This window comes from Pseudomonas sp. NPDC088885 (genome assembly GCF_044750025.1).
GTDB classification, from domain to species: Bacteria; Pseudomonadota; Gammaproteobacteria; order Pseudomonadales; family Pseudomonadaceae; genus Aquipseudomonas; species Aquipseudomonas rustica.
Map to the genome: position 1 here is coordinate 17596 of NZ_JBIVJB010000021.1, position 22463 is coordinate 40058.

General features: G+C 58.6%; 16 protein-coding genes. 6 read left to right on the forward strand and 10 right to left on the reverse strand.

The features are described from left to right. Positions 1 to 29: 29 nt before the first annotated feature. Entirely contained in the window at positions 30 to 1064 is a 1035-nt protein-coding gene (locus ACIP1X_RS11900; RefSeq protein ID WP_212548820.1) for an alpha/beta fold hydrolase, read from the reverse strand. Positions 1065 to 1267: 203 nt separating this feature from the next. On the opposite strand from ACIP1X_RS11900, the gene metR reads away from it, so the two are divergent. Further along, entirely contained in the window at positions 1268 to 2185 is a 918-nt protein-coding gene (gene metR / locus ACIP1X_RS11905) for a transcriptional regulator MetR (protein WP_008087231.1), read from the forward strand. A gap of 83 nt (positions 2186 to 2268) precedes the next feature. On the opposite strand, the gene ACIP1X_RS11910 is transcribed toward metR, so the two are convergent. The 3 genes from ACIP1X_RS11910 to ACIP1X_RS11920 are packed head-to-tail and all read right to left on the reverse strand — an operon-like array spanning position 2269 to position 3874. Beyond that, positions 2269 to 2775, reverse strand: coding sequence for a GNAT family N-acetyltransferase (locus ACIP1X_RS11910; protein ID WP_053123451.1), 507 nt, complete (start codon positions 2773 to 2775; stop codon positions 2269 to 2271). Between the two features lie 2 nt (positions 2776 to 2777). Beyond that, entirely contained in the window at positions 2778 to 3416 is a 639-nt protein-coding gene (locus ACIP1X_RS11915) for a LysE family translocator (RefSeq protein ID WP_282359200.1), read from the reverse strand. A 23-nt stretch (positions 3417 to 3439) separates the two neighbouring features. Beyond that, on the reverse strand, positions 3440 to 3874 hold the full coding sequence (locus tag ACIP1X_RS11920) for an NUDIX domain-containing protein (RefSeq protein ID WP_400752222.1): 435 nt from the start codon (positions 3872 to 3874) through the stop codon (positions 3440 to 3442). A gap of 248 nt (positions 3875 to 4122) precedes the next feature. Here ACIP1X_RS11920 and ACIP1X_RS11925 point away from each other — a divergent pair, with 248 nt between their 5' ends. Together ACIP1X_RS11925 and ACIP1X_RS11930 are read left to right on the forward strand one after the other, a co-directional pair. Continuing rightward, the gene (locus ACIP1X_RS11925; RefSeq protein WP_400649407.1) at positions 4123 to 4911 is read left to right on the forward strand and encodes a response regulator transcription factor; all 789 of its coding nucleotides are present in this window, start codon (positions 4123 to 4125) and stop codon (positions 4909 to 4911) included. Between the two features lie 212 nt (positions 4912 to 5123). Next, the gene (locus tag ACIP1X_RS11930; protein ID WP_212546298.1) at positions 5124 to 6743 is read left to right on the forward strand and encodes an FMN-binding glutamate synthase family protein; all 1620 of its coding nucleotides are present in this window, start codon (positions 5124 to 5126) and stop codon (positions 6741 to 6743) included. Between the two features lie 36 nt (positions 6744 to 6779). Here ACIP1X_RS11930 and ACIP1X_RS11935 read toward each other — a convergent pair whose 3' ends face one another. Together ACIP1X_RS11935 and ACIP1X_RS11940 are read right to left on the reverse strand one after the other, a co-directional pair. After that, positions 6780 to 7121, reverse strand: a complete 342-nt coding sequence (locus ACIP1X_RS11935) for a polysaccharide synthesis protein GtrA (protein ID WP_400752224.1) — start codon at positions 7119 to 7121, stop codon at positions 6780 to 6782. 265 nt (positions 7122 to 7386) lie between these two features. Next, the gene (locus ACIP1X_RS11940) at positions 7387 to 8808 is read right to left on the reverse strand and encodes an amino acid permease (RefSeq protein ID WP_053123460.1); all 1422 of its coding nucleotides are present in this window, start codon (positions 8806 to 8808) and stop codon (positions 7387 to 7389) included. Positions 8809 to 9436: 628 nt separating this feature from the next. On the opposite strand from ACIP1X_RS11940, the gene ACIP1X_RS11945 reads away from it, so the two are divergent. The 3 genes from ACIP1X_RS11945 to ACIP1X_RS11955 all read left to right on the forward strand — a co-directional run bounded on the left by ACIP1X_RS11945 (position 9437) and on the right by ACIP1X_RS11955 (position 18529). Beyond that, entirely contained in the window at positions 9437 to 9895 is a 459-nt protein-coding gene (locus ACIP1X_RS11945) for an REP-associated tyrosine transposase (RefSeq protein ID WP_400752227.1), read from the forward strand. A 306-nt stretch (positions 9896 to 10201) separates the two neighbouring features. Further along, positions 10202 to 13315: a transglycosylase domain-containing protein gene (locus ACIP1X_RS11950; RefSeq protein WP_400752229.1), complete on the forward strand. Its 3114-nt coding sequence runs from the start codon at positions 10202 to 10204 to the stop codon at positions 13313 to 13315. Between the two features lie 114 nt (positions 13316 to 13429). Next, positions 13430 to 18529 (forward strand): NEL-type E3 ubiquitin ligase domain-containing protein, encoded by a 5100-nt coding sequence (locus ACIP1X_RS11955; protein WP_400752232.1) that lies wholly within the window; start codon positions 13430 to 13432, stop codon positions 18527 to 18529. Positions 18530 to 18582: 53 nt separating this feature from the next. Here ACIP1X_RS11955 and ACIP1X_RS11960 read toward each other — a convergent pair whose 3' ends face one another. From ACIP1X_RS11960 to ACIP1X_RS11975, 4 genes are read right to left on the reverse strand one after another with little or no spacing between them, the layout of a single operon-like run. Then, on the reverse strand, positions 18583 to 19821 hold the full coding sequence (locus ACIP1X_RS11960) for a hypothetical protein (protein ID WP_400752235.1): 1239 nt from the start codon (positions 19819 to 19821) through the stop codon (positions 18583 to 18585). A gap of 25 nt (positions 19822 to 19846) precedes the next feature. Further along, on the reverse strand, positions 19847 to 20347 hold the full coding sequence (locus ACIP1X_RS11965; protein ID WP_400752238.1) for a CS1 type fimbrial major subunit: 501 nt from the start codon (positions 20345 to 20347) through the stop codon (positions 19847 to 19849). A gap of 33 nt (positions 20348 to 20380) precedes the next feature. Next, positions 20381 to 21118, reverse strand: a complete 738-nt coding sequence (locus ACIP1X_RS11970) for a molecular chaperone (protein ID WP_400752241.1) — start codon at positions 21116 to 21118, stop codon at positions 20381 to 20383. A 60-nt stretch (positions 21119 to 21178) separates the two neighbouring features. Beyond that, a complete protein-coding gene (locus ACIP1X_RS11975; protein WP_400752243.1) occupies positions 21179 to 22447 on the reverse strand; it encodes a hypothetical protein in 1269 nt (422 codons plus the stop codon). Between the last annotated feature and the right edge of the window lie 16 nt (positions 22448 to 22463).

Genomic DNA, 22463 nt, shown 5'->3' on the forward strand with positions numbered 1-22463 from the left:
GGCCTTCATTAACGCCACACATCCGATGGTTACAGCAGATTCCCGCCCACCACCGGCTCAATCTGCGCCCAATGCGAAGTGTCTTCCCGGTGCGCCTGCAAATACGGCAACACTGCCGCCAGCAACGGTTCCTTGAACGCCTCCTGGAACCGATGCGCCAATCCCGGAATCAGCTTCAACTGACTGCCACGAATATGCGCCGCCAGGTGCACGCCATGCATCACCGGCAACAACGGATCGGCCGTGCCATGCACCACCAGCGTCGGTACGCGCAACTGGTTGAGCAATGCAACGCGGCTAGGCTCGGCGAGGATCGCCATGATCTGCCGCTTCACACCCTCGGGATTAAACGCGCGGTCATAGGAAGCCGCTGCCTGTTGCAGCAAAACCTGCCGATCATCCGTCACCGCCGGGCTACCCAGCGCCGCCAGCAAATCCGCCTGCTGCTCCAACGCCACCTGACGATTCGGTGCGCCACGTCGCGACAACAACTGCACCAGCGCTGCACTCGGCGCCGGCAAGCCTTCCGCGCCAGAAGTGGTCATGATCAGCGTCAGGCTCTCGACCCGCTGCGGCGCCATCGCCGCCATGTGCTGAGCGATCATGCCGCCCATGCTCGCGCCCAAGACGTGGAATTGCTCAACATGCAGCGCGTCCATCAGCCCCAGCGCATCATCGGCCATGTCCGTCAGGCTGTACGGCGCCGACACCGGCAGACCGAGTTTGTAGCGCAGCACTTCGAAGGTCAGGTTGGCCTCCTCCGGCGCCTGGCGCCAGGTCGACAATCCGACGTCGCGGTTGTCATAGCGGATCACCCGAAAACCCTGCTGACACAGCGCGACCACCACCTCATCCGGCCAGTGGATCAACTGCCCGCCCAGGCCCATCACCAGCAGCAACGCCGGATCCGACGCGCGACCAATGCTCTGATAAGCGATACTGACTTGTTGCAGATCGACGTGCTCGGTCGGCACGTTGACATCGCAACGCGCGGCCGCCATCGACGGCGCACCGAACAAAAGCGCGGCCAGCATGGCCGCGACTGATAAAAACAGCTTGTGCATGAAAAACACCGAAACGCAGAACCCCAGTAGAGCGCGAGTCTGATGAAGTTTGTTCAAGCGCGCTGCCACAGTTGCGTGACAGTTTGATGAAGAGTGCCGAGCGGTCATTGCGCCTCTCGATCAGACGCGGTCGACAGCCTCGCCAACATGAGACAAACTCACCACCATCGCTGAATCAGCAAATTCTATTCATGGAGCCATCGGTGCTTGAGATCCGCCACTTGAAAACCCTGCATGCCCTGCGCGAGGCCGACAGCCTTGTCGACGCGGCTGATCGCCTGCATCTGACGCAGTCGGCGCTGTCCCACCAGTTCAAGGAACTGGAAGAGCGTATGGGCATGCAATTGTTTGTGCGCAAGACCAAACCAGTGCGTTTCACCAGCGCCGGTTTGCGCCTGCTGCAACTGGCCGATGCGACCCTGCCGCTGCTGCGTGCCGCCGAGCGTGACATCAGCCGCTTGGCCGGTGGCACCGCCGGGCGTTTGCACATGGCGATCGAATGCCACAGCTGCTTTCAGTGGCTGATGCCGACCATCGACCAGTTCCGCGATGCCTGGCCGGAAGTCGAGCTCGATCTGGCCTCGGGTTTTTCCTTTGCACCGCTGCCGGCATTGGCGCGCGGCGATCTGGATCTGGTGGTGACATCCGATCCGTTGGAAATCGCTGGTATCACTTATGTACCGCTGTTCACTTATGAAGCGATGCTGGCGGTGGCCAATCAGCATGCGCTGGCGAGCAAACCGTACATCGTGCCTGAGGATTTGCTCACGGAAACATTGATCACTTATCCGGTGGAGCGTGATCGGCTGGACATCTTCACGCGCTTTCTAGAACCGGCGGATATTGAGCCGGCGCAGGTACGGACTTCAGAGCTTACGGTGATGATGATGCAACTGGTCGCCAGTGGCCGTGGCGTGTGCGGCATGCCGCATTGGGCGCTGCACGAATACAGCTCGCGCGGTTACGTGAAGGCCAAGCGGCTGGGTGAGAAAGGCCTGTTCGCCACGCTGTACGCGGCGATCCGTGCGGACATGCTGGATGCGCCGTACATGCGCGATTTCTTGCTGACGGCGAAGGACACTTCATTCTCGACATTGGATGGGGTTAGCGCGGTTCGCTAAAACCCAAATCAAAAGATCGCAGCCTTCGGCAGCTCCTACACAAAACCCTGTAGGAGCTGCCGAAGGCTGCGATCTTTTGATCTTTATGCCTGAGGCAGTTCACGCCACATATGGATCTTGTCGAAGTAGTCTTCGCCAACCCGCACCGCCAATGGCTCCAGACCAAACTGGATAAAGCCGCAACGCTCGTAGAGTTTGAACGCCGCGTCATTGCCGGCAGTAACGGTCAATTGAACGACCTTCAGCGCCGGATGATTCTGCGCCTCGGCCAACGCCGCTTGCACCAGTTCATAGCCCAAACCGTGCTGTCGAAAATCCGCCGACACATACATTCCGAACAACGTGGCTTTATGCCGAGCCTTCTCCCGAGGCTCAAACGCCAGCCCGACAATTCCGGCCAGCGTGCCACCCTCGAATGCCCCAAGCACCACATCGAGCTTGCTGGTCAGCCGCCCTTCCCACCAGCTCAACGGCATCACCGCGCGCTCACGCACGCTGGAGGTAAACGCCTGCGGATGGCGATCGTAAGCCTCCAACATCAACTCCCGATAAGCCAGGGCATGACTGGCATCCAGCCGTTCTATCCACATGCTCAAGCCGCCCTTCGTTGCTCAAGCATCAATCGCACGGCCAACCCGGCCAACACAAAACCCATGAAGTAACGCTGCATCGCCAGCCATGTCGGATTACGCACGAACCACGAAGCAATTCCTGCTGCGAACAACGCGATCAGCAGATTGACGGTAAAACTCACGCTGATCTGCGTCAGCCCGAGGATCAGGCTTTGGGTGAACACCGAGCCGTGCTCAGGCGTGATGAACTGCGGAAACACCGAGAGATAAAAAACCGCAATTTTCGGGTTCAAAGCACTGGTGAGAAAACCCATGGTGATCAGTTTGCGCGACGAATCTGGTGGCAATTGCTGTGCCTCAAACGGCGAACGCGCACCGGGTTTCACCGCTTGCCACGCCAGCCACAGCAGGTACAACGCACCCGCCCACTTCAGCACTTCATAAGCCATCGGCACCGCGAGGAACACTGCCGTCAAACCCGCTGCTGCGGCAAACATATGCACAAAAAATCCCGCGACCACGCCCAGCAACGAGGTGACCCCGGCCCTGCGCCCCTGACAGATCGAACGCGAGATCAGGTAGATCATGTTCGGCCCCGGCGTCAGTACCATCAGTAACGCAGCGGCGGCGAATATCAGCAGGTCTTGAAGCGGGATCATGGCAAAGTCCTTTGCGTGGATGATCAGGCGATGGCGGTCAGCGAGGCTCGATAAAACGGCAGGATCACATCGCGTGTCAATGGCGCCAAAACGACATCGCCGTCAGTGGCCGGGTCGATCCAGATCACTTCTTCGATTTCCGCTGCCGGGGAAACGTCGGCGTTGATTGTCAGTTGAAAGATATCGGCCTGTACGACACATCCCGGTTCGTTGGCAGCAGGTGCAGAAAACTGACCCAGGAAGATCGCTTGCGCCGGATCAATCTGCAGATCCAGTTCTTCTTCCAGCTCACGGGCCAGGGCATGCACCGGCAATTCGTGCGCTTCGATCTTGCCGCCCGGTTGCATGAACGCCGTGGTGCCGCGTTTGCGTACCAATAGAGTTTGGCCATTCGCGTTAAGCAGCAGAGCGGCGGCGATGCGGATGATGCGGGACGAACCAGTGGATGTCAGTGTCATGAGGTGAAAATAGCCTTGGGCGAAAAGCCGTCAGGATCCCACGCTGGGCCAATGCTCGCCACTTTCAAGATGACTTCATAGGCAAATCTGACGCCTTCGCGAGCAGGCTCGCTCCCACAGGGGAATGCATTTCAGAAGTGGGAGCGAGCCTGCTCGCGAAGGCGTCAGCCCAGCCGACAAGTTTGCCCACCAGCCTCTTGTGGGCCAGTATGCGCAGCAGCATCCGGCCGGGCATTCAAGGTAAACCGATGACACTTTCCTTCGACGACATCACCTGGCACCGCGCCGTCGGGCAATTGATCGAGGCGCTGGACAAGCCGAATTTCTGGGCGCAACTGGTGCGTTTGCTTGATCAGTACATGCCGTTCGATAGCTGGGTGGCGCTGCTGTTTAGCTCAGACCAACATCCGCAAGTCTTCGCCGCCAGCCCCGGCGTGGAAGGTATCCCGGACGCCCTGTTCGAAGATTACCTGCGCGGCGTGTACCTGCTCGACCCGTTCTATATCGCCAGTCGCGAACAATCGCGCTCGGGGTTGTATCGTCTGTGGGAAGTCGCGCCCGAGCATTTTGAGCAGACCGAGTATTACCAGCGATACTTTCGTCTGAATGTGGTCGCCGACGAAATCCAGTTCAATTGTCAGCTCGAAGGTGATCGCACGTTGTGTCTGTCGCTGGGCAGCAAACAGCGTTTCAGCAGCGAGCAGATTGCCTTGTTGTCACTGATCCAGCCGTGGGTGCTCGCGCTGTTGCGCCAGCGTCTACCCTATGAAACCAACGAAACTACCGCGCCCGCCTCCGCCGATTGGCGGGTGCAACTGGAAACTTCGGTGCAACAACTCAAGGGCGCGCAACTGACCGCCCGCGAACTGGATGTCGGGCGTTTGATGCTCAGCGGTTGCTCCAGTAAAGAAATCGCCCGTAAGCTGGAAATCTCCGTAGAAACCGTGAAAGTCCATAAGAAACACATGTACAGCAAGCTGGGGATCAAATCCCAGTCCGAGCTGTTTTCGATTTTTCTTCAGGCACAAAACGCCTGAAACAGCTTTCCTGTGTCGATGAATCCCCTGTGGCGAGGGGATTTATCCCCGTCCGGCTGCGCAGCAATCGTAAAACCTGTGCATGCGGTCTTTCAGTTAAACCGCAGTGATGGTTTTGGGGCTGCTTCGCAACCCAACGGGGATAAATCCCCTCGCCACAAAGGCCCATCCAATAGGTTTGCAATCCACTGAGTCCGAACCAAGGAAACCGTATGAGCCTGTCACTCCTGAGCCGCTACGCCTTCTTTGCCGTCTGCGTGATTTTCACCCTCGCCAGCCTGCCTTTTCTCGACCACGACTGGCTGTGGCCGATCACCGCCGTCACCGGCGTCCTCAGCCTGATCGGTCTGTTCGACCTGCTGCAGACCCCGCACGCCGTGCGCCGCAACTACCCGATCCTCGGCAACATCCGCTACCTGGTTGAAGGCATCCGCCCGGAAATTCGCCAATACTTGCTGGAATCCGACAGCGACGCCCTGCCCTTCTCCCGCGCCCAGCGCTCGCTGGTTTATTCCCGAGCGAAGAACGAAACCGCCGACAAACCGTTCGGCACGCTGATTGACGTTTACCAGTCCGGCTTCGAATTCATCGGCCACTCGATGCGCCCGGCGCCGTTGAGTGACCCGAACAGTTTCCGCGTCACCGTCGGCGGCCCGCAGTGCTCGCAGCCTTACTCCGCGTCGGTGTTCAACATCTCGGCGATGAGCTTCGGCTCGCTCAGCGCTAACGCCATTCGTGCGTTGAACCAAGGCGCGAAACTCGGCAACTTCGCCCACGACACCGGCGAAGGCAGCATCAGCCCGTATCACCGGGAAAACGGCGGCGACCTGACCTGGGAACTGGGCAGCGGCTACTTCGGCTGCCGCACCAGCGACGGCCGTTTCGACCCGGAGCGCTTCGCCACCCAAGCGCAAAACCCGCAAGTACGGATGATCGAAATCAAAATGAGCCAAGGCGCCAAACCCGGCCACGGCGGCATCCTGCCGAAACACAAAGTCACCAAAGAAATCGCTGAAACCCGTGGGATCATGATGGGCGAAGACTGCGTGTCGCCATCGCGTCACAGCGCGTTTTCCACGCCGATCGAAATGATGCATTTCATCCAGCAACTGCGTGAACTGTCCGGCGGCAAACCGGTGGGTTTCAAGTTCTGCCTCGGCCATCCGTGGGAGTTCATGGGCATCGCCAAAGCCATGCTGGAAACCGGCATCCTCCCCGACTTCATCGTCGTTGACGGTAAAGAAGGCGGCACCGGCGCGGCGCCCGTGGAATTCACCGACCACATCGGCGTGCCGATGCGCGAAGGCCTGCTGTTTGTGCACAACACCCTGGTCGGCCTCAACCTGCGCGACAAAATCAAACTCGGCGCCAGCGGCAAGATCGTCAGCGCCTTCGACATCGCCAGCGTGCTGGCCATCGGCGCCGACTGGGCCAACTCGGCGCGCGGCTTTATGTTCGCCATCGGCTGCATTCAGTCGCAAAGTTGCCACACCAATAAATGCCCGACCGGCGTCGCCACACAGGACGCTTTGCGCCAACGTGCGCTGGTGGTTCCGGACAAAGCGCAGCGGGTGTTCAACTTCCATCGCAGCACGCTGAAAGCGCTGGCGGAAATGCTCGCGGCGGCGGGGCTTGAGCATCCGTCGCAACTGTCGGCCAAGCATCTGGTGCGACGCATGTCGGCAACCGAAATCAAACTGTTCTCGGAGCTGCACGTGTTCTTGAAACCCGGTGAATTGCTCACGGGCGAAGTGAGCGGCGCATTCTATTCGCGGATGTGGCAGATGGCGCGGGCGGACAGTTTTGAGCCGAATGAAATCGCGGCGGCATAAGGTTGAATGCGCCAGTCTTAACCACAGGCTGGCGCCTCAAATTTCATACTCGCGAAACAATACAAAGCGGAAAAAACAGTACCCGAGCAATAGATTCAGCACGGTAAAGGACGCCACTGTGATCAGCCCGTGCAGCGCGTGAGCATCGCCAATCAAGCCGATGCCCACACTCACGCCAGCCATCACACAGATGAACAGCAGATAGCTGAGCAATGACGTTCCCGTCTCGAAGGTGTAAAGCATGTTCACGTACAGCGTGAACGCCGCCGCCACGCAAAACGCAGCGAAGTTACTGGCCGCCTGGGACAAGCCACCGGCACTGCACATGACGAAAAATACCTGCCAGTGGATCAACGCATCGGCCAGGCCGATGACCATTAATGCTGAAAATCCTTTCATTAGCGTTCCTTGCCATGATTTGACAGGCATTCACGCTAAGTCAGAAATCGAGCGCGGTCTACTGTCAGAAATTACAGGTAAGGCGCCTCTTTCGACGAGCGGTGCGGGCGCATTACTGCGGCAATCGGTCGTGCGGCTCGTTTATAGAAAGCAAAAGATCGCAGCCTCCGGCAGCTCCTACAGGAAACACGTTCCAAGGTAGGAGCTGCCGAAGGCTGCGATCTTTTGTTTCAGAGGCTATGAATCAGGAAGCCGAACGCGCCGCACCTTGTGTGACTTGCGTCGGTTGCAGCTTGAACACGTAGAACAACACGGTCAGCAACACCAGGAACGCAGGCCCCACATACAGCGCCACGCGCGTGTCCGGGAAGTACGCCATCAGGCCGACCACCAGCACCAGAAACGCCAGGGCAAAATACGAGCTGACCGGGTACAGCCACATTTTGTACTTGAGGCCGGCACGCTCGCTGGCGCTCAGGCCTTTGCGGAACTTCAGTTGCGCCAGCAGGATCATCACCCAGGTCCAGATCGCGCCGAAGGTCGCAATCGAGGTCACCCAGACGAAGACTTTTTCCGGCACCAGATAGTTGAGCATTACGCCCAGGAGCAACACCGCAATCGACAGCAGCAATGCACGACGCGGCACACCGTTGTTCGACGTCTTGGCGAAACCGGCCGGGGCCTGACCGTTCTGCGCCAGGCTGTAGAGCATGCGCCCGGTGCTGAAGATGCCGCCGTTGCACGACGACAGCGCCGCGGTGATCACCACGAAGTTGATGATGCCGGCAGCGGTTTTGATGCCCAGACGTTCAAACGTCATCACAAACGGGCTGCCCTGGGTGCCGATTTCATTCCACGGGTAGATCGACAGGATCACGAACAACGCGCCCACATAGAACAACAGAATCCGCCAGAACACCGAGCCGATCGCGTCGGGAATGGTCTTCTGCGGGTTTTTCGCTTCACCGGCGGTCAGGCCGATCATCTCGACACCGAGGTAGGCGAACATGACCATTTGCAGCGACATCAACACGCCGGTCACGCCGTTAGGCATGAAGCCGCCGTGGGCCCACAGATTGGAAATGCCCAGCGCCACGCCGTCATTGCCGAAACCGAAAGCGATGATGCCGACGCCGCCGATGACCATGGCAATGATGGTGACGATCTTGATCAGCGCGAACCAGAATTCGAATTCACCGAAGGCTTTTACCGCGATCAGGTTGATCGAGCCCATGCTGATCAGCGCCGCGAGGGCCCAGATCCAGCGCGGTACGTCGGGGAACCAGATGCCCATGTACACGGCCACTGCAGTGATTTCGGCGACGCAGGTCACCAGCCACAGGAACCAGTAATTCCAGCCAGTAAGGAAGCCGGCCAATGGGCCGAGGTAGTCTTGCGCATAGCGGCTGAACGAACCGGCGACCGGGTTGTGCACGGCCATTTCGCCGAGGGCGCGCATGATCACCAGGATCGCCAGGCCGCCAAGAATGTAGGAAATCATGATCGCCGGGCCGGCCATTTCGATGGCCTTGGCCGAACCTAAAAACAGACCGACGCCGATACAGGCACCGAGCGCCATCAGGCGAATGTGCCGTTCGCCGAGTTCGCGTTTGAGCGGACCGCCCTGAGCGGTTTCGCCGTGAGGCAGGTGATTGCCGACTGGCATGGGGTACAACCTCGTCTTGTTATTGGATATGACCACCGAGTGTCGCAACGTCGGCCGGTAAGCCTTGGCTGCCGTGAAACCGCGTCGGCCTCGTGGGCAAACGCGTCTTGTAGGACAAAACCTGCAAGATCAGCGGGGCGTGCAGTATAAAAAGCCTTGGGCAGGGCTTTTCACTCTATAAACCACAACATTCAGCGACAACTCTCGGCAAAAGCCCGGTTTGCGGAGAGGCATTCCCTGCTACACGTAGGAATATTCGCCACCGAAAAAGGCGCCGAGTATTGCACAGCATTGGTGCATCGTCATGTCCCTGCTTTGGCAATATTGACGGATGGATAGCTCTATACCGGCCATTTCCAGCCTTCGTTCACTCTGTCAGCAGACGGGGTTTCTTGTGGCGAGGGGATTTATCCCCGTTGGGCTGCGCAGCAGTCGCAAAGCCTGCAAATGCATTCTCACAGAAGGATTGAGATGTCTGGATTTGGGGCTGCTTCGCAGCCCAACGGGGATAAATCCCCTCGCCACAGATCATTCACTTATCTCAGACATTTCCTTCAGGGATTGCAGATCCGAATCGGACGACCGGGCACAAGTCTTGATGTGTGATCAATCAATGCAAGGAAGCAATATGACCGTCCAACCCAACTCCCACCGTCTACGCCAAGGCCGATTCTCCGAACCCGGCCGCGCCTATTTCATCACCTCAGTCATTCACCAGCGCCAACCCGTCTTCGCCGATTGGCAAACAGGCCGAATGCTCGTGGCAGAGCTTCGCAAGGCACATGACCAAGGCTGCGTAGAGTCCATTGCGTGGGTGGTGATGCCTGACCATTTCCATTGGCTGGTGCAGCTGCAAAGCGGTTCGCTCGCGGAGGTCATTGGTGCAATAAAAGCGCGCTGCACTCAGGCCGTCAATCAGAAAACCGGGAAACAAGGGCCGTTGTGGCAGAGCGGCTTCCACGACCGTGCGATTCGTGATGATGAGGATTTGCTGCCGTTCGCCCGGTACATCGTGGCCAATCCATTGCGGGCTGGTTTGGTCAAGAAGATAGGTGACTACCCGCTCTGGGATGCCTGCTGGCTGTAACCCCACTTCATTGGTTTAGATAACCTGTGGCGAGGGGATTTATCCCCGTTCGGCTGCGCAGCAGTCGCCAAACCAATCAATGCGGTGTGTCAGAAAAACTGCATTGGCTGGTTTTGGGGCGGCTTCGCCACCCAGCGGGGATAAATCCCCTCGCCACAAAATCTCCAACCTCACAGCCATGTGCCGCTCTTCCAGATTTATTCAGCAACTCTCGCCACCCAACCCGTCACAATTTTTTCACCACTGCCAACCACCGTCTAAGCTTCAAACAAGTCCGATCAATCTGCGTGAATGGATCAATCGACTATGGGCGCTTTGTGGCAAACCGATTCGAGTAAATCTGTGGTTCCGACTGAGAGTGTGGATCAAGCGCCTGTCCCCGAAAAACCACGCCGTCCCCGGCATGGCTGGAAGGCTTTCTGGTTATTACTGCTGATTATTGCAATCGTGGTGGGAATGGCTGCGGCCAAGGAAATGCGCACCTCGCGTTTCCAGTCGAGTGAGCTGAGCAAATTCGCCGCCTCGCTGACCTACAAACTGGAACCGGGCCCCAGTGAAGCGATTCACTACCCCGGCAACGGCCCTTTCGATTTGCGCCTGGGTTACAGCGCCCTCGATGAATTCCTGCCGCGTCTGCTCAAGCGTAATTACGTGATCACCGAGCAGACCCGCTTTTCCCCCGCCCTGCTCAGCTACACCGGCAAGGGCCTGTTCGTGCCCTATTCGGAAAAGATTCAGGCCGGCCTGACCATCACCGATTGCCGCGCTGCGCCGCTGTACAAATACAACTATCCGCAGCAGCTCTACTCGAACTTCGCGGCGATCCCGCCGGTGGTGGTCAGCAGTCTGTTGTTTATTGAAAACCGCTTTCTGCTCGACCCCAAACAACCCCGGGCCAACCCGGCGGTGGACTGGCCGCGCTTCGGCATGGCGGCGTGGTCGCAAGTGGCGAAGTTGCTGCACCTGCCCGGCCAGTCAGCCGGCGGAAGCACCCTGGCCACGCAACTGGAAAAATATCGCCACTCGCCGGATGGCCTGACCGTGTCAGGCGCCGAGAAGATCCGCCAGATGATTTCCGCCAGCGTGCGCGCCTATCAGGACGGCCCGGACACCCTGGGTTCTCGGCAGAACATCGTCCGCGATTACCTCAACAGTGTGCCGCTGTCGGCAGTCCCGGGGCACGGTGAAGTGCACGGCATGGCCGAAGGCTTGCGCGTCTGGTACGGCAGCGATTTCAACAAAGCCAACGAACAACTCAACAGCCCGGCCACCGACCCGAAAACCATGGCCGACAAAGGTCTGGCCCTGCGTGAAATGCTCTCGCTGATGATCGCCCAACGCCGTCCTTCGCACTACTTGACCAAAGGCCGCGAAGAACTCGCCGACCTCACCGACAGCCACCTGCGTCTGCTTAAACAGAACGGCGTGATCGACAGCGCACTGGCCGATGCCGCGCTCGCCAGCAAGGTCACTTATCGCGACTGGCAGACCCAGCCGACCATCCAGCCGATTGAAACCAATAAAGGCATCAGTGTCGCCCGCAGTCGCTTGGCGAGCATGCTCAACCGTCCGCTGTACGACCTCGATCGTCTCGACCTCTCGGCCACCAGCACCCTGCAAGGCGACCTGCAAATGCAGGCCACCGAGTACCTGAAAAAACTCGCCGACCCGGCCTTCGCCGCCGAAATCGGCCTGATGGGTGAACGTCTGCTGACGCCCACCAGCACCACCCAGGTTCGCTACAGCTTCACCCTGTTCGAGCTGACCCCGGACGGCTCGCGCGTGCGCATCCAGACCGACAGCACCGATCAGCCCTTCGACATTAATGAAGGCAGCAAACTCGAACTCGGCTCGACGGCGAAAATGCGCGTGCTGACCACTTACCTGCAAATCATCTCCGAGTTGCACGACAAATACGCGGGCATGTCTGTACCGGAACTGAAGAAAGTCGAGGTGCCGGATCAGGATCGCCTGAGCCGCTGGGTCATCGATTATCTGGTGCAAAACAAGGATCGCGACCTGTCGAAAATGCTCGGCGCCGCGCTTGATCGCAAATACTCGGCGAGCCCCGGCGAAGCGTTTTTCACCGGCGGCGGGCTGCACTTTTTCCACAACTTTCGCAAGGAAGACAACGGCCGCCTGCCGACCCTGCGCGATGCATTGCGCGAGTCGATCAATCTGCCGTTCATTCGCCTGATGCGCGATGTGGTGCGCTACGTCACCTACTCCGGCCCGAACAGCAGCGCCGAATTGCTCAAGGACGACCGCGACCCTCGGCGTCAGGAATACCTGGCCAATTTCGCCGACCGCGAAGGCACCGCGTTCCAGCTCAAGTTCTGGAAAAAGTACAAAAACAAGGACACCCAAGCGCGCCTCGAAACCTTCCTCGACAGCATGCGCCCGACCCCGATCCGCATGGCCGCCGTGCACCGTTATCTATTGCCGGATGCCAGTCAGGAAGACTTCAACACCTTCGTCCGCGCTCACCTCAAAGGCGCCAAGCTCAACGAAAAACTCACCGACGATCGCTTGATTCGCCTCTACGATTCCTACGGCCCGGGCAGCTATGATTTGCCCGATCAGGGCTTCATCGCCAAGGTGCACCCGCTGGATCTGTGGATGATGGGCTACCTGCTGCACAACCCGGACGCGACCTTCAGTCAGATCGTCAAAGCCAGTCACTTTGAGCGTCAGGAAGTCTATAGCTGGCTGTTCAAGAGCAAACACAAAGGCGCGCGCGACAGCCGCATTCGCACCATGCTCGAAATCGAAGCGTTCCTTGAAATTCACCAGCGCTGGCAGAAAGTCGGCTACCCGTTCGACCACTTGGTGCCATCGCTGGCGACCGCGATCGGCAGCTCAGGCGACCGTCCTGCGGCGCTGGCCGAACTGATCGGCACCATCCTCAACGACGGCGTGCGCATGCCGACCCTGCGCATCGACAGCCTGCATTTTGCCGCCGGCACGCCGTACGAAACCCTCGTGACCAATGATCCTCACGTCGGTAAACGAGTGATGCCATCCGAAGTCGCCACGGCCATGCGCGAGGCGCTCTCGCAAGTGGTCGACTCCGGCACCGCCAAGCGTGTTTCTGGCAGTTTCAAAACCGCCGACGGTACGCCGTTGGTCATGGGCGGCAAGACCGGCACCGGTGATAACCGCATCGAAGCGATTGGCTCGGGCGGGCGGATTCTCAGCTCGAAATCGATCAACCGCACCGCGACCTTCGTGTTCTACATCGGCGACCATCACTTCGGCACGCTAACGGCGTTTGTCCCGGGACGCTCGGCGGAAAACTTCAAGTTCACCTCGGCGCTGCCCGTGCAGGTGCTCAAAGGCATGGCGCCGATTCTGTCGCCGTATCTGCAGCCTGACTCCCACACCCGCTGCGAGGTGCCTGTCGTCGCCCAGCGCAATTGAAATATTCGGTAAACCCTGCAAACACTGCGATACACAAACGATAACTATGTATCGCATGCTCTCCTGAGCAGCCGCGCAAACTGACATCCTTTCTACGCCAAAAGGATTTTGCGCATGTTCGACTCCCGTGCCCGGGGCATTCACTTCGAGACCTTGAAAAAGGCCATTCCAGCGGTGCTGATCAAGGCCTCGGCGAAACGCCGGGCCGAGTTGCGCGAGACCCGAGCGCAACTGCCGGGCTGGTTTACCAAAGCGTCGAACACCCAACAACAGACGCTGAAACTCGCTATCGAGGCGCTGCACCTGCGCCAGAACGAGCGGGACGCGCTGTTCGACAAGGTGCAGAGCATCGAAATCTTTGCAAAAAACCTGCTGGCGCCGGAACTGCAAAAACTCGACGAAAAATTCGATGCCGACAAGACCTGGCTACGGCTGTACGCGCCAAAAAGCCTGGGTATTTTCGGTCTGAAGACCGAGGCGCTGACGGTCAAGACCCTGTCCCTGCTGCAAGCCGCTCTGCATAACTTTGAATACGACGAGACCCGGCCCGGTTATTACGACGCGAGTTCGTGTTTCATCAGCCGGCCGGACGCCAATGGTCATTTCGAACCGGTCGTAACGTCGGTCAGCATCGATGCCTTTGCCCGACTGTGTCGGCGCCTGAATATCGGTGAGCAATATCAACGCTACCTGAAAGACTTCCTGCGCCCGCCCGGAAACCGCTTGGTCGAGCATCTGCTGCAGGAGATCAATGGCGCCTGGTACAAGCAGTCGCTGCACGCGGCAGCCTGTCTGGCACTGATCAAAAAAGACATCCGCCAGAGCGACTACGACTCCTTGATGAAAGTGGTCGAGGGCCACAGCGTCATCATGGATGGGAAAAAACAACTGCGTTTTCGCGGCCTGAGCATCATGGGCCTGCGCCTGACCGGTTGCGTCCTGTTCGTACCGTGCGAGGCGCAGCGCTACAGCAATGGCGCGCTGATGGCCTGGATCCCCGACGACCCGGAACACCCGCTCAAGCGCTACTCCAGTTATCAGGCGTTCCAGCAGGAGCTGACCCGGCAACTGACTGCTCGCCCTTCCGCCAGCAACCTCGGCCCCGATGCCGGTAAACCGACGGTTTATCAACTGTTCTTCAGTCGCTTCGTTGCACAAAAAGACCGGCCCTACTATTTCCGCCGTTTCACCGAAACCGTCGATGACGGCCCAACGCGCTCGTTTATCGACAAGTGGCGATACCACGAACTGGTGCAGCTCGGCGAACGACTGGTGTTGCACGCCGCTATTCCGGCACCGCGTGAATTGGCGGTTCGTCAGGACCCACTGACGACAGCGGACTTCCACATCATCGACTGCAACCTGCCGGGCAAAGGACTTTGGGAGGACTTCGAGCTGTGGCCGGTGCTGCATGAAAGCGCGCTCGATCAGATAATCAGCGATGCCAGAGTCATCGCCGTGCCCAACGCCGACGAAGACGCCAAAGCGCGTTCCGAACGCTGGGCCAACTACCTGAACATCGGTTTTATCGCGCTCGGCGCCTTTGCACTGGTCGTGCCCGGACTGGGCGAACTGATGTTGCTCGCCACGGCCGGGCAATTGCTCTACGAAACGTTTGAAGGTGCAGTGGAGTTGAGTGAGGGTGATCGGCAAGCAGGCTGGGCGCACATCACCGATGTCATCGAAAATCTCGCCACGGCTGTCGCGCTGGCGCCGGTGTTTCACTTCACTGTGTCGCCATTCATCGAGAGCCTGAAAACCGTACGCCTGCCGAATGGCAAGACCAGACTGTGGAAAGCGGATTTCACGCCTTATCGCTTCAAGGGCTCCCTGGCGCAAGACCTTGCGCGAGACAGTCGAGGTCTGTTTCAACACGAGGGCAAAACCCTCTTGCGGGTGGACGAGCACCATTACCAGGTGTCGGAGCAGGCGTTTACCGGCGAACTGACGGTGCCGCATCCCTCGCGACCGGAGGGCTTGCAACTGTCGGTCAGACACAACGGTGAAGGCACCTACGTACTGGAAGGCGAAGACACGCGCCGCTGGGATGACACCACCCTGATGCGCCGACTGGGCCATTGCGTCGAGGCCTTCAATGATCCGCAACAACTCGAGCTGATCCGAAAAACCAGCGGCACCTCGCCCGACGTGCTGCGTCGCATGTACCACGATAATGCCCGGCTGCCGCCGCTGCTCGCCGACACAGTGCAACGCTTCACGGTCGAGCGAGACGTGCGCCACTTCGTTGATCACGTCACCAGCGACGATCCGCTGCTGCAGGCCCGTGCGCGCCGCGATCCAGCCAGCCAATTGCACATCATCGAGGCACAAGGCATATGGCCCGCTGATGTGGCGTTGCGCGTGTATGACAGTCGTGGCCAGAGGCTTTGGCAATCAGCGGCGGCGAAAACCGCTCAGGGCAGAAAACTGGTGGTGCAGCTCAGTGATCAGCAGATCGCCGACGGTCAGGGCTTGCGCAACGTCATGCAAACGCTGGAAGCCAACGGCACGCCGCTGCACATCGCCAGTGAAGCGCAGCTGCAAACTCACATCGCCAGCAGCGCGAAAGACTTGCGCCAAGAACTGTTCAATCGGCGTTATCAACAGCCGGATATTCCCGCCAATCCATCCAGACCCGTCGTGCAACAGACTTTTCCGAACCTGCCCGTGACGATGACCGAAACGTTGCTCGGCGAAGCATCACTCGATGAACTCGACCTGATGAGCCAACAGCAGTACTTGCCACTGCGTCTGAAACATCTCGCCGGCGAACTTCAATTCGAAACCCGGGGCACTCACGCCTGGCAGGGCTTTCATCATCAGTGGCTGGCGACCGCCGACACCGAGCGTCTGGCGCTCAATGCCCTGCGCGTCCACAGCGATGCTCTGGCGCAATTGCGCATCGAGGTTCGTCAGCAAACGCTGGATGGCTCTTTGATTTGCAGTGTCGGTGACGAAGCGGCGACCACGGTTCGCACGTTGGTCAAGGACGCAGATGCTCAATACCTGGCCCACGATGATCAGGGCCAGCGCCTGCAACGACAGCCGAGCGATCTGTTTCAGTCGATCCTCGTTGCCCTGCCCGACGATCAGCGTCTGGCGCTCGGTTATCGGCTCGATGACGCCGCCGGTTTCAAACAATGGATCATGGCCAAAACCGAACCGGCCAGCGTCCGTCGCACCCTGTTGGCCGAACCCGCGAACCCACCGGTGGTGTCGAGGGAAACCATCACTCTGCTCGGCGGCCCCGGTTACTCAAGGGTGGGCGAAACGGTGCAGCAACGCATTCAGGATATCTATCCGCACTTCAATGAAGGTGAAGTGCAAGGGTTTGCCCAGTCATTGGCCACCCATGGCGATGCAGAGTCGGGTATTCGTCGGATCGAGCATGATCTCGACACGCTGCGCATCGCCCTCGATACCTGGCGATTTGAAGAAGTCATCAATTGGAATGCCGGCAACGGCGTCACGCACAACCTGGCGTTCACGCTTGACGGCGGGCTGCATATATCCGAAAGACTGATGGCGTGTTTCGAGCGTAAAGCCGAAGTATTCGGTGAGCGCAGCGTCGCACCGCACGCCGGTTACGCCCTCGATCTGTCATCGCAAATGCGCCGCTACAACCTTGAACACTGGTGGAAAAAGCTGCCGGATCTCAAGCCCTACCTCGATCAGATCACCAGCCTCTCGCTCGATAACGTGCCGCTGAGCGAAGGGCCTGACGGGTTGCTCAAAGACTTTCCTCACCTGCGCCAACTGAGCGCACGAAACTGCGACTTGAAAACGCTGCCGAATACCATCAGCAAGATGCGCCAACTGGAAACCCTGCGGCTGTCCGGTAACCGCATCCAGTTGACACCGCAGTCGGTCGAGCAACTGAAGAATCTCACCCGCCTGCAAACCCTGCGTCTGGATGAAAACCCGTTGGGCCTTGCACCCGATGTTCGTCGCATGCCGCGCCTGAGCATTTTGTCGCTGAACCAAACCGGGCTGACGACCTGGCCCGAAGGTCTGTTCGAGAAGCATCGGCCTCGACAGTTTTTTCTCGACATGCTCGACAATCCGATCAGCGACATTCCGCACGTGGTGCCAGGCTCCAACAATGCCTTCATTGTGGCTCGAACGCGTCTGATGGCCGACGAATTATCCGACGTCAATCGCATCCTTTACCAAAGCTACCGAGAGTCGGTGGGGCTGATCCCGGAACATGTTGCGTCGTCGACCACCACCGAGATGCTCAGGCGCTGGCCGCTGAAAACCGACGCGCTGTTTTCGCGCATGTCCGGTCTGGGGATTTATCGGCCCGAAGCCTGGCCTGATCTGGCCTCCGAACCGAACTCCAGAGGCTTCTTCAAAATCGTCAATGACCTGACTCAGTCAGCAGACTACCGCGCAGGAGGCTCGGCACTGGAGCAATTGAGTGATCGCGTCTGGCGAATGATTCATGCCGTCGACATCGACAAAAACCTGCGTCAGGACCTCTTCGAAATGGCCATCGCCCCGGTCAATTGCCGCGACGCCGGTGCGCAGGTGTTCAATCAGATGGGCATCAAGGTGCTGGCGGCCGAGGCGCGACTGACTTCGACGTCGAGTGAAATGCTCGAGCAAAAACTGGTCACGCTGGCCCGAGGCTCGGCCCGTCTGGAGCAGGTCGATAATATTGCCCAGGCCGATATTCAGAGCCGTGGCGGCAACCCGGACGTGGTCGAGGTTTACCTGGCTTATCAGACGGGACTGGCGCAGCGACTGGACTTGCCATGGCAATCGCAGAACATGCTGTATCGCGTCACGGCGGGTGTCGACGAGGCAAAAATCGATCAAGCCTTTGCAACGGTCAAGGCGATGGAAGCAGGCGACGGTTTGATCAACGGCATGCTTGAGCAACCGTTCTGGACTGACTACCTGCGCGAGGCCTACCAGGAACGTTACTTCGCCAACAAAGTCCACTTCGAGGAAAAAGCTTCACAGCTCGACGACCTGCGTACAGCGCAGGCTGACTGGGCCGGGTCCAGCGATCCCTATCTGCAGAAAGCCGCATTGCGCGACAAACTCAAGGATCTCGCGCGCCTCGTCGGTGTACCCAAGGAGCAAGTGTTGACCGGGCAGCCCATGCCGGATTCGCTGTACGAGCGGCTGATCAACGACCTTGGCGATCAGGAGCAACAGCTCAGCCGTCAGCAGACACGTGAGGCACTGAAGAAAATCGGCGATTGAACCGTGCCAATCAGGTGAAACCGGCGAGCACTTGTTGCGGCGGTTTCACCTGATCAACCCACCTCGGAATCCCAGATCACGGTGACGTTGCCCTTATACGTGGCGGCTTCGCGAGACAGCATGTCAGCCACGTCGCCTTGCTCGATATCGAAGTGCAAGGTGCCCGGTTTGCGGTCGACGTAGATGCCGGGCTGGAACAGTTCGGTACCCACGCCGCTGACACGCAGTGGTTGGCGGACCACTGCGCGCCCGCCTTCGCTGGTCAGGCCGTAAGGCAACGTCACCGCCACTTGCAGGGGTACCTGATTGCCTGAGGGATCTTGCACTGCGCAGGTGTCGCCTGCGGAGTGCTGGCATTGCATCTGCATTTTGAAGCGCGAGCTGGACGAGATATTGAAGGTCTGATCACGGAACAGCCGTGTCGGTTTTCTGCCCTGCGTCAACCACGCCTGCCATCCGCCCTGCGGCAGCAGTTCCACTTGCGTGCCGCCCGGTGGGATATCGACCTTGAGGGTGTGCTGAACTTCCAGTTCGAAGTTCATGGTCAGCGTGGAGCTGGTCGGAATCATGATGTCGCCGAAATCAAAGTCAGCGCCGGGACCGAGGGTGTACGTCAGAGTGCCTATGTATGTGCCCGTGGACATTTCCAGCGGGCTCGGGGTCTCCAGTTCATAGGCGAAGTCGAGGTAGTCATAACGCATCCACGGGATATCGTATTTTGCCTGACGCGAACACACGCCCTGGGTGGGCGTTTTCCAAAAAAACTTATAGATATACTGCCCAGCAAAACCCACGCCGCTGTAGGTACAGGGTGGTGGCGTGTTGACCCACGTGCCGTCCCATAACTTCCAGTGCGCATCTGTTAACTGGTCGGTAGGACCTACCAATTTATAGATGTCGTCAGTGCGGTAGGTCGAGCCAATTCCGGCGATCCGCACCCTTAGCGTTTTGGTTTCAGCCGTCCCCAGATGAGTAACCGTGAGATCCCGCCATTGGGTGGGTATATCGAACATGGCTCCCTGCCGAACAGACGCATGATTGGCCTTAATCGGTTCCGTGGAATAGGCACGAATCGGCACCTGCAAGCTGAACATGTCATTGTCTTTGCACTGCGATGGATGGTCGGCGCAATAACCGCTGGACGGCGTGTCATTGGTGAATTTGTTGCGCAGGGGATGTGCCGAGTCCGGTTTGAACGAAGCGTTGATCGACACCTGTTGAGCACTCGCCGATGCCCCGCCCATCAACAGGAGTGCCACGGCAAATCGGTAAAATATCCGCGAACTCATCATCCTTCACACCTCAATGAATCGTTCATCACGCCCCCGGTAAAACAGCGTTGAACATCATGTTGACGTTGCCGAAATACTTGCCCGGTTTGTAAACCCCATCACTGGGCAACTGCGGGGTAATTTCCAGCAACACGCGTTTACCCTGCCGACCATCTGCCGAAGAAACCACCTCGATCGCCTGGCCAACTTTCAGCTCTTTGCCGTTGAACAGCACCTGCAAATTGATATCGTGGCGGTCGTCGCCATTGGACAAAACAGCCTCGCCATCCAGCCGCGCCTCAATCGCGCCGCCCTCATTTTTCACGTCAAAATCCTTGCGCAATCCACCCAGCGTCGAGTTCAACAAACTCCACTGCAAACGTTGCTCGCGGCTGAGCCAGCCGGGGTCGGCCGGCAACACATGAAACCTGGAAGTGGGAATGCTCACCGACACTTCGAATTCATATTCCTCGCGCGCCGCATGGGCGCAGGTGCATGCCAGCAACAACCCTGTCAGCGCCACCAGCACTACTTTTCGTCTGTTCATGATTGATCCTCTGCCATCCGAATGGCGTTGCCTCTAACCCTTCACCTCGACTTTCTTTTTCGCCGTGCCTTCAATCAGGGTGAAGCGATAGTGACGCCCCGCCTGCTTGTCGAAACGGAAAGTACGGCCGGCGAGAATGTGGTGTTTGGTGGTCGGTTGGCAGTCTTGCTCATTGCCCACGACACAGTCCTTGAACTCGTCGATGACCACGACGCTGTTGCCGTTATTGCGGATTTGATACTGGCCGCTGCCGTCGTCGATGACGCTGTCGAACCGGGTGTTTTTCGGGCGGACAAAGAACACCGTGCCGTAACCTGCCAACACCGTCACACCTGCCGCCAGATCCTTTTTGTAATCCGCCTGTTCTTCGTCAGTGAGGGCGAACTCATCGGCTTGCTCCGGAACGACCGGGACAAAACGCACACGGAAATATCGTTCCTTTTCACGCTCGCCCATGTACAGCAGACGCGTGCCCTGGGTGCCGTTGGCCGGGACGATCAGGCGCGCTGGGCTGGCCATCAAGCCGTCACGAGCGCTGCCGCCGGCCTGGGTTTGCAGCGGTACTTCTCGGGCGGCGCCCTGTTCATCAAAGATCATTTCGAGAATGTTGATCCTGATAAAAGCCGTGCTGTCGCCACCGTTGAACACGCGTTTCAGATAGGTACTTTTATCGCCGTCCAGATAGTCATACACCACACCGACATTGATTTGCGGAGCAGCCACAGCCACCTGTGCACTCAGGAAAAAAACCATCACCAACCAACGCTTCATTTTGATCTGCCTCTGTGTTTTGAACTCAGCCGAAACCGGCTGTAGCAGCGAATAAACCGGTTAAACCTCGGAATCCCAGACCACCGCCACCGTGCCGGAATAGCGCCGCTCGCGTCCGTCCTCAAGCATGTCGGCAACGTGAGCGGGGCTGATTTCGAAGTGCAGCGTGCCGGCTCGGCGATCCAGATAAAAACCGGGCTGGAAGATGTCCGATGCGTTGTCCTTCAGACGCAGCGGCCGACGATTGACCGGGCTTCCCGACTCATCAACCAACCCATACGGCAAGCTCACACTGACGTTCACCGGCACCGAGTGACTGGAGACGGGGTCGCGGATGTGGCAGGTATCGCCACCGGCGGAGTCCTGACATTGCAGCCACATCCGAAAGCGTGATGAGGTGGAGATATTGAAGGTCTGGTCACGGAACAATCGTGTCGGCTTACGACCCTGGCTGAGCCATTGCTGCCAGCCACCCTGAGGGAGTAATTCGATGTTGTTGCCGCCCGGAGGCAGGGTCACTTTCAGGGTGTGCTGCACGTTCAGCGTCAGCGTCAGCGTGACTTCGGATTCGCTGGTGACCATGACATCGCCCATGTCGAAATCCATGTTCGGGCCGATGCTGTAGGTTATTTCTCCTTCATAGTCGCCGTCCGACATGCCCAGCGGATTGGGCGTGCGAAGTTCGTAGGCGAAGTCGACGTATTCGTACCTGAAGGCAGGAATGCGGTACTTGGCTTGCTTGGCACACACCATTTCGTTAGGTGTCGTCCAGAAGGAGGCATAGTGGTTGGTCCCCCAATCGGCTGAGCCGCTGTAGCCACAGCCATTGGGCGGATACACCCAGGGACCGCCCTCCCAGAAGATCCGGTGAGCCTGCGCCCAATCGCCGTTATCAAACCCCGCAAGGACGTCGACGCGCTCGTCCGTCTTCCACAGCACGCCAATACCGGAAATACGGACTTCCACGGTTTCTCGCTGGTTGTTCTTTTTATTGATGACTTCAACCGGACGCCACGTCGCCGGCACCTTGAACATGGCCCCTTTACGTTGATCAGTTTCGTTAGCTTCAATCGCCACCACCGAAGAAAACCTGATCGGCAGTTGCAGACTGAATGTGTTGTACGCCGCACAGTTCGTCGGATACCTGACGCAATACCCTTCCTGCGGCGTGGTATTGACGAAGATGTTTTGATTCGGCTTCGCCGGGTCGACTTTGAATTCTGCCGTTATGTTTTTAGTGATGGCTGCAACGTCGGACGAAGCGCTGAGCAACACGCCTGCCCACATCACGCTAAGGATTAGTCGCTTGGCTGTTCCCTGAGTCTGCACGTTCAAAATTCCCTGA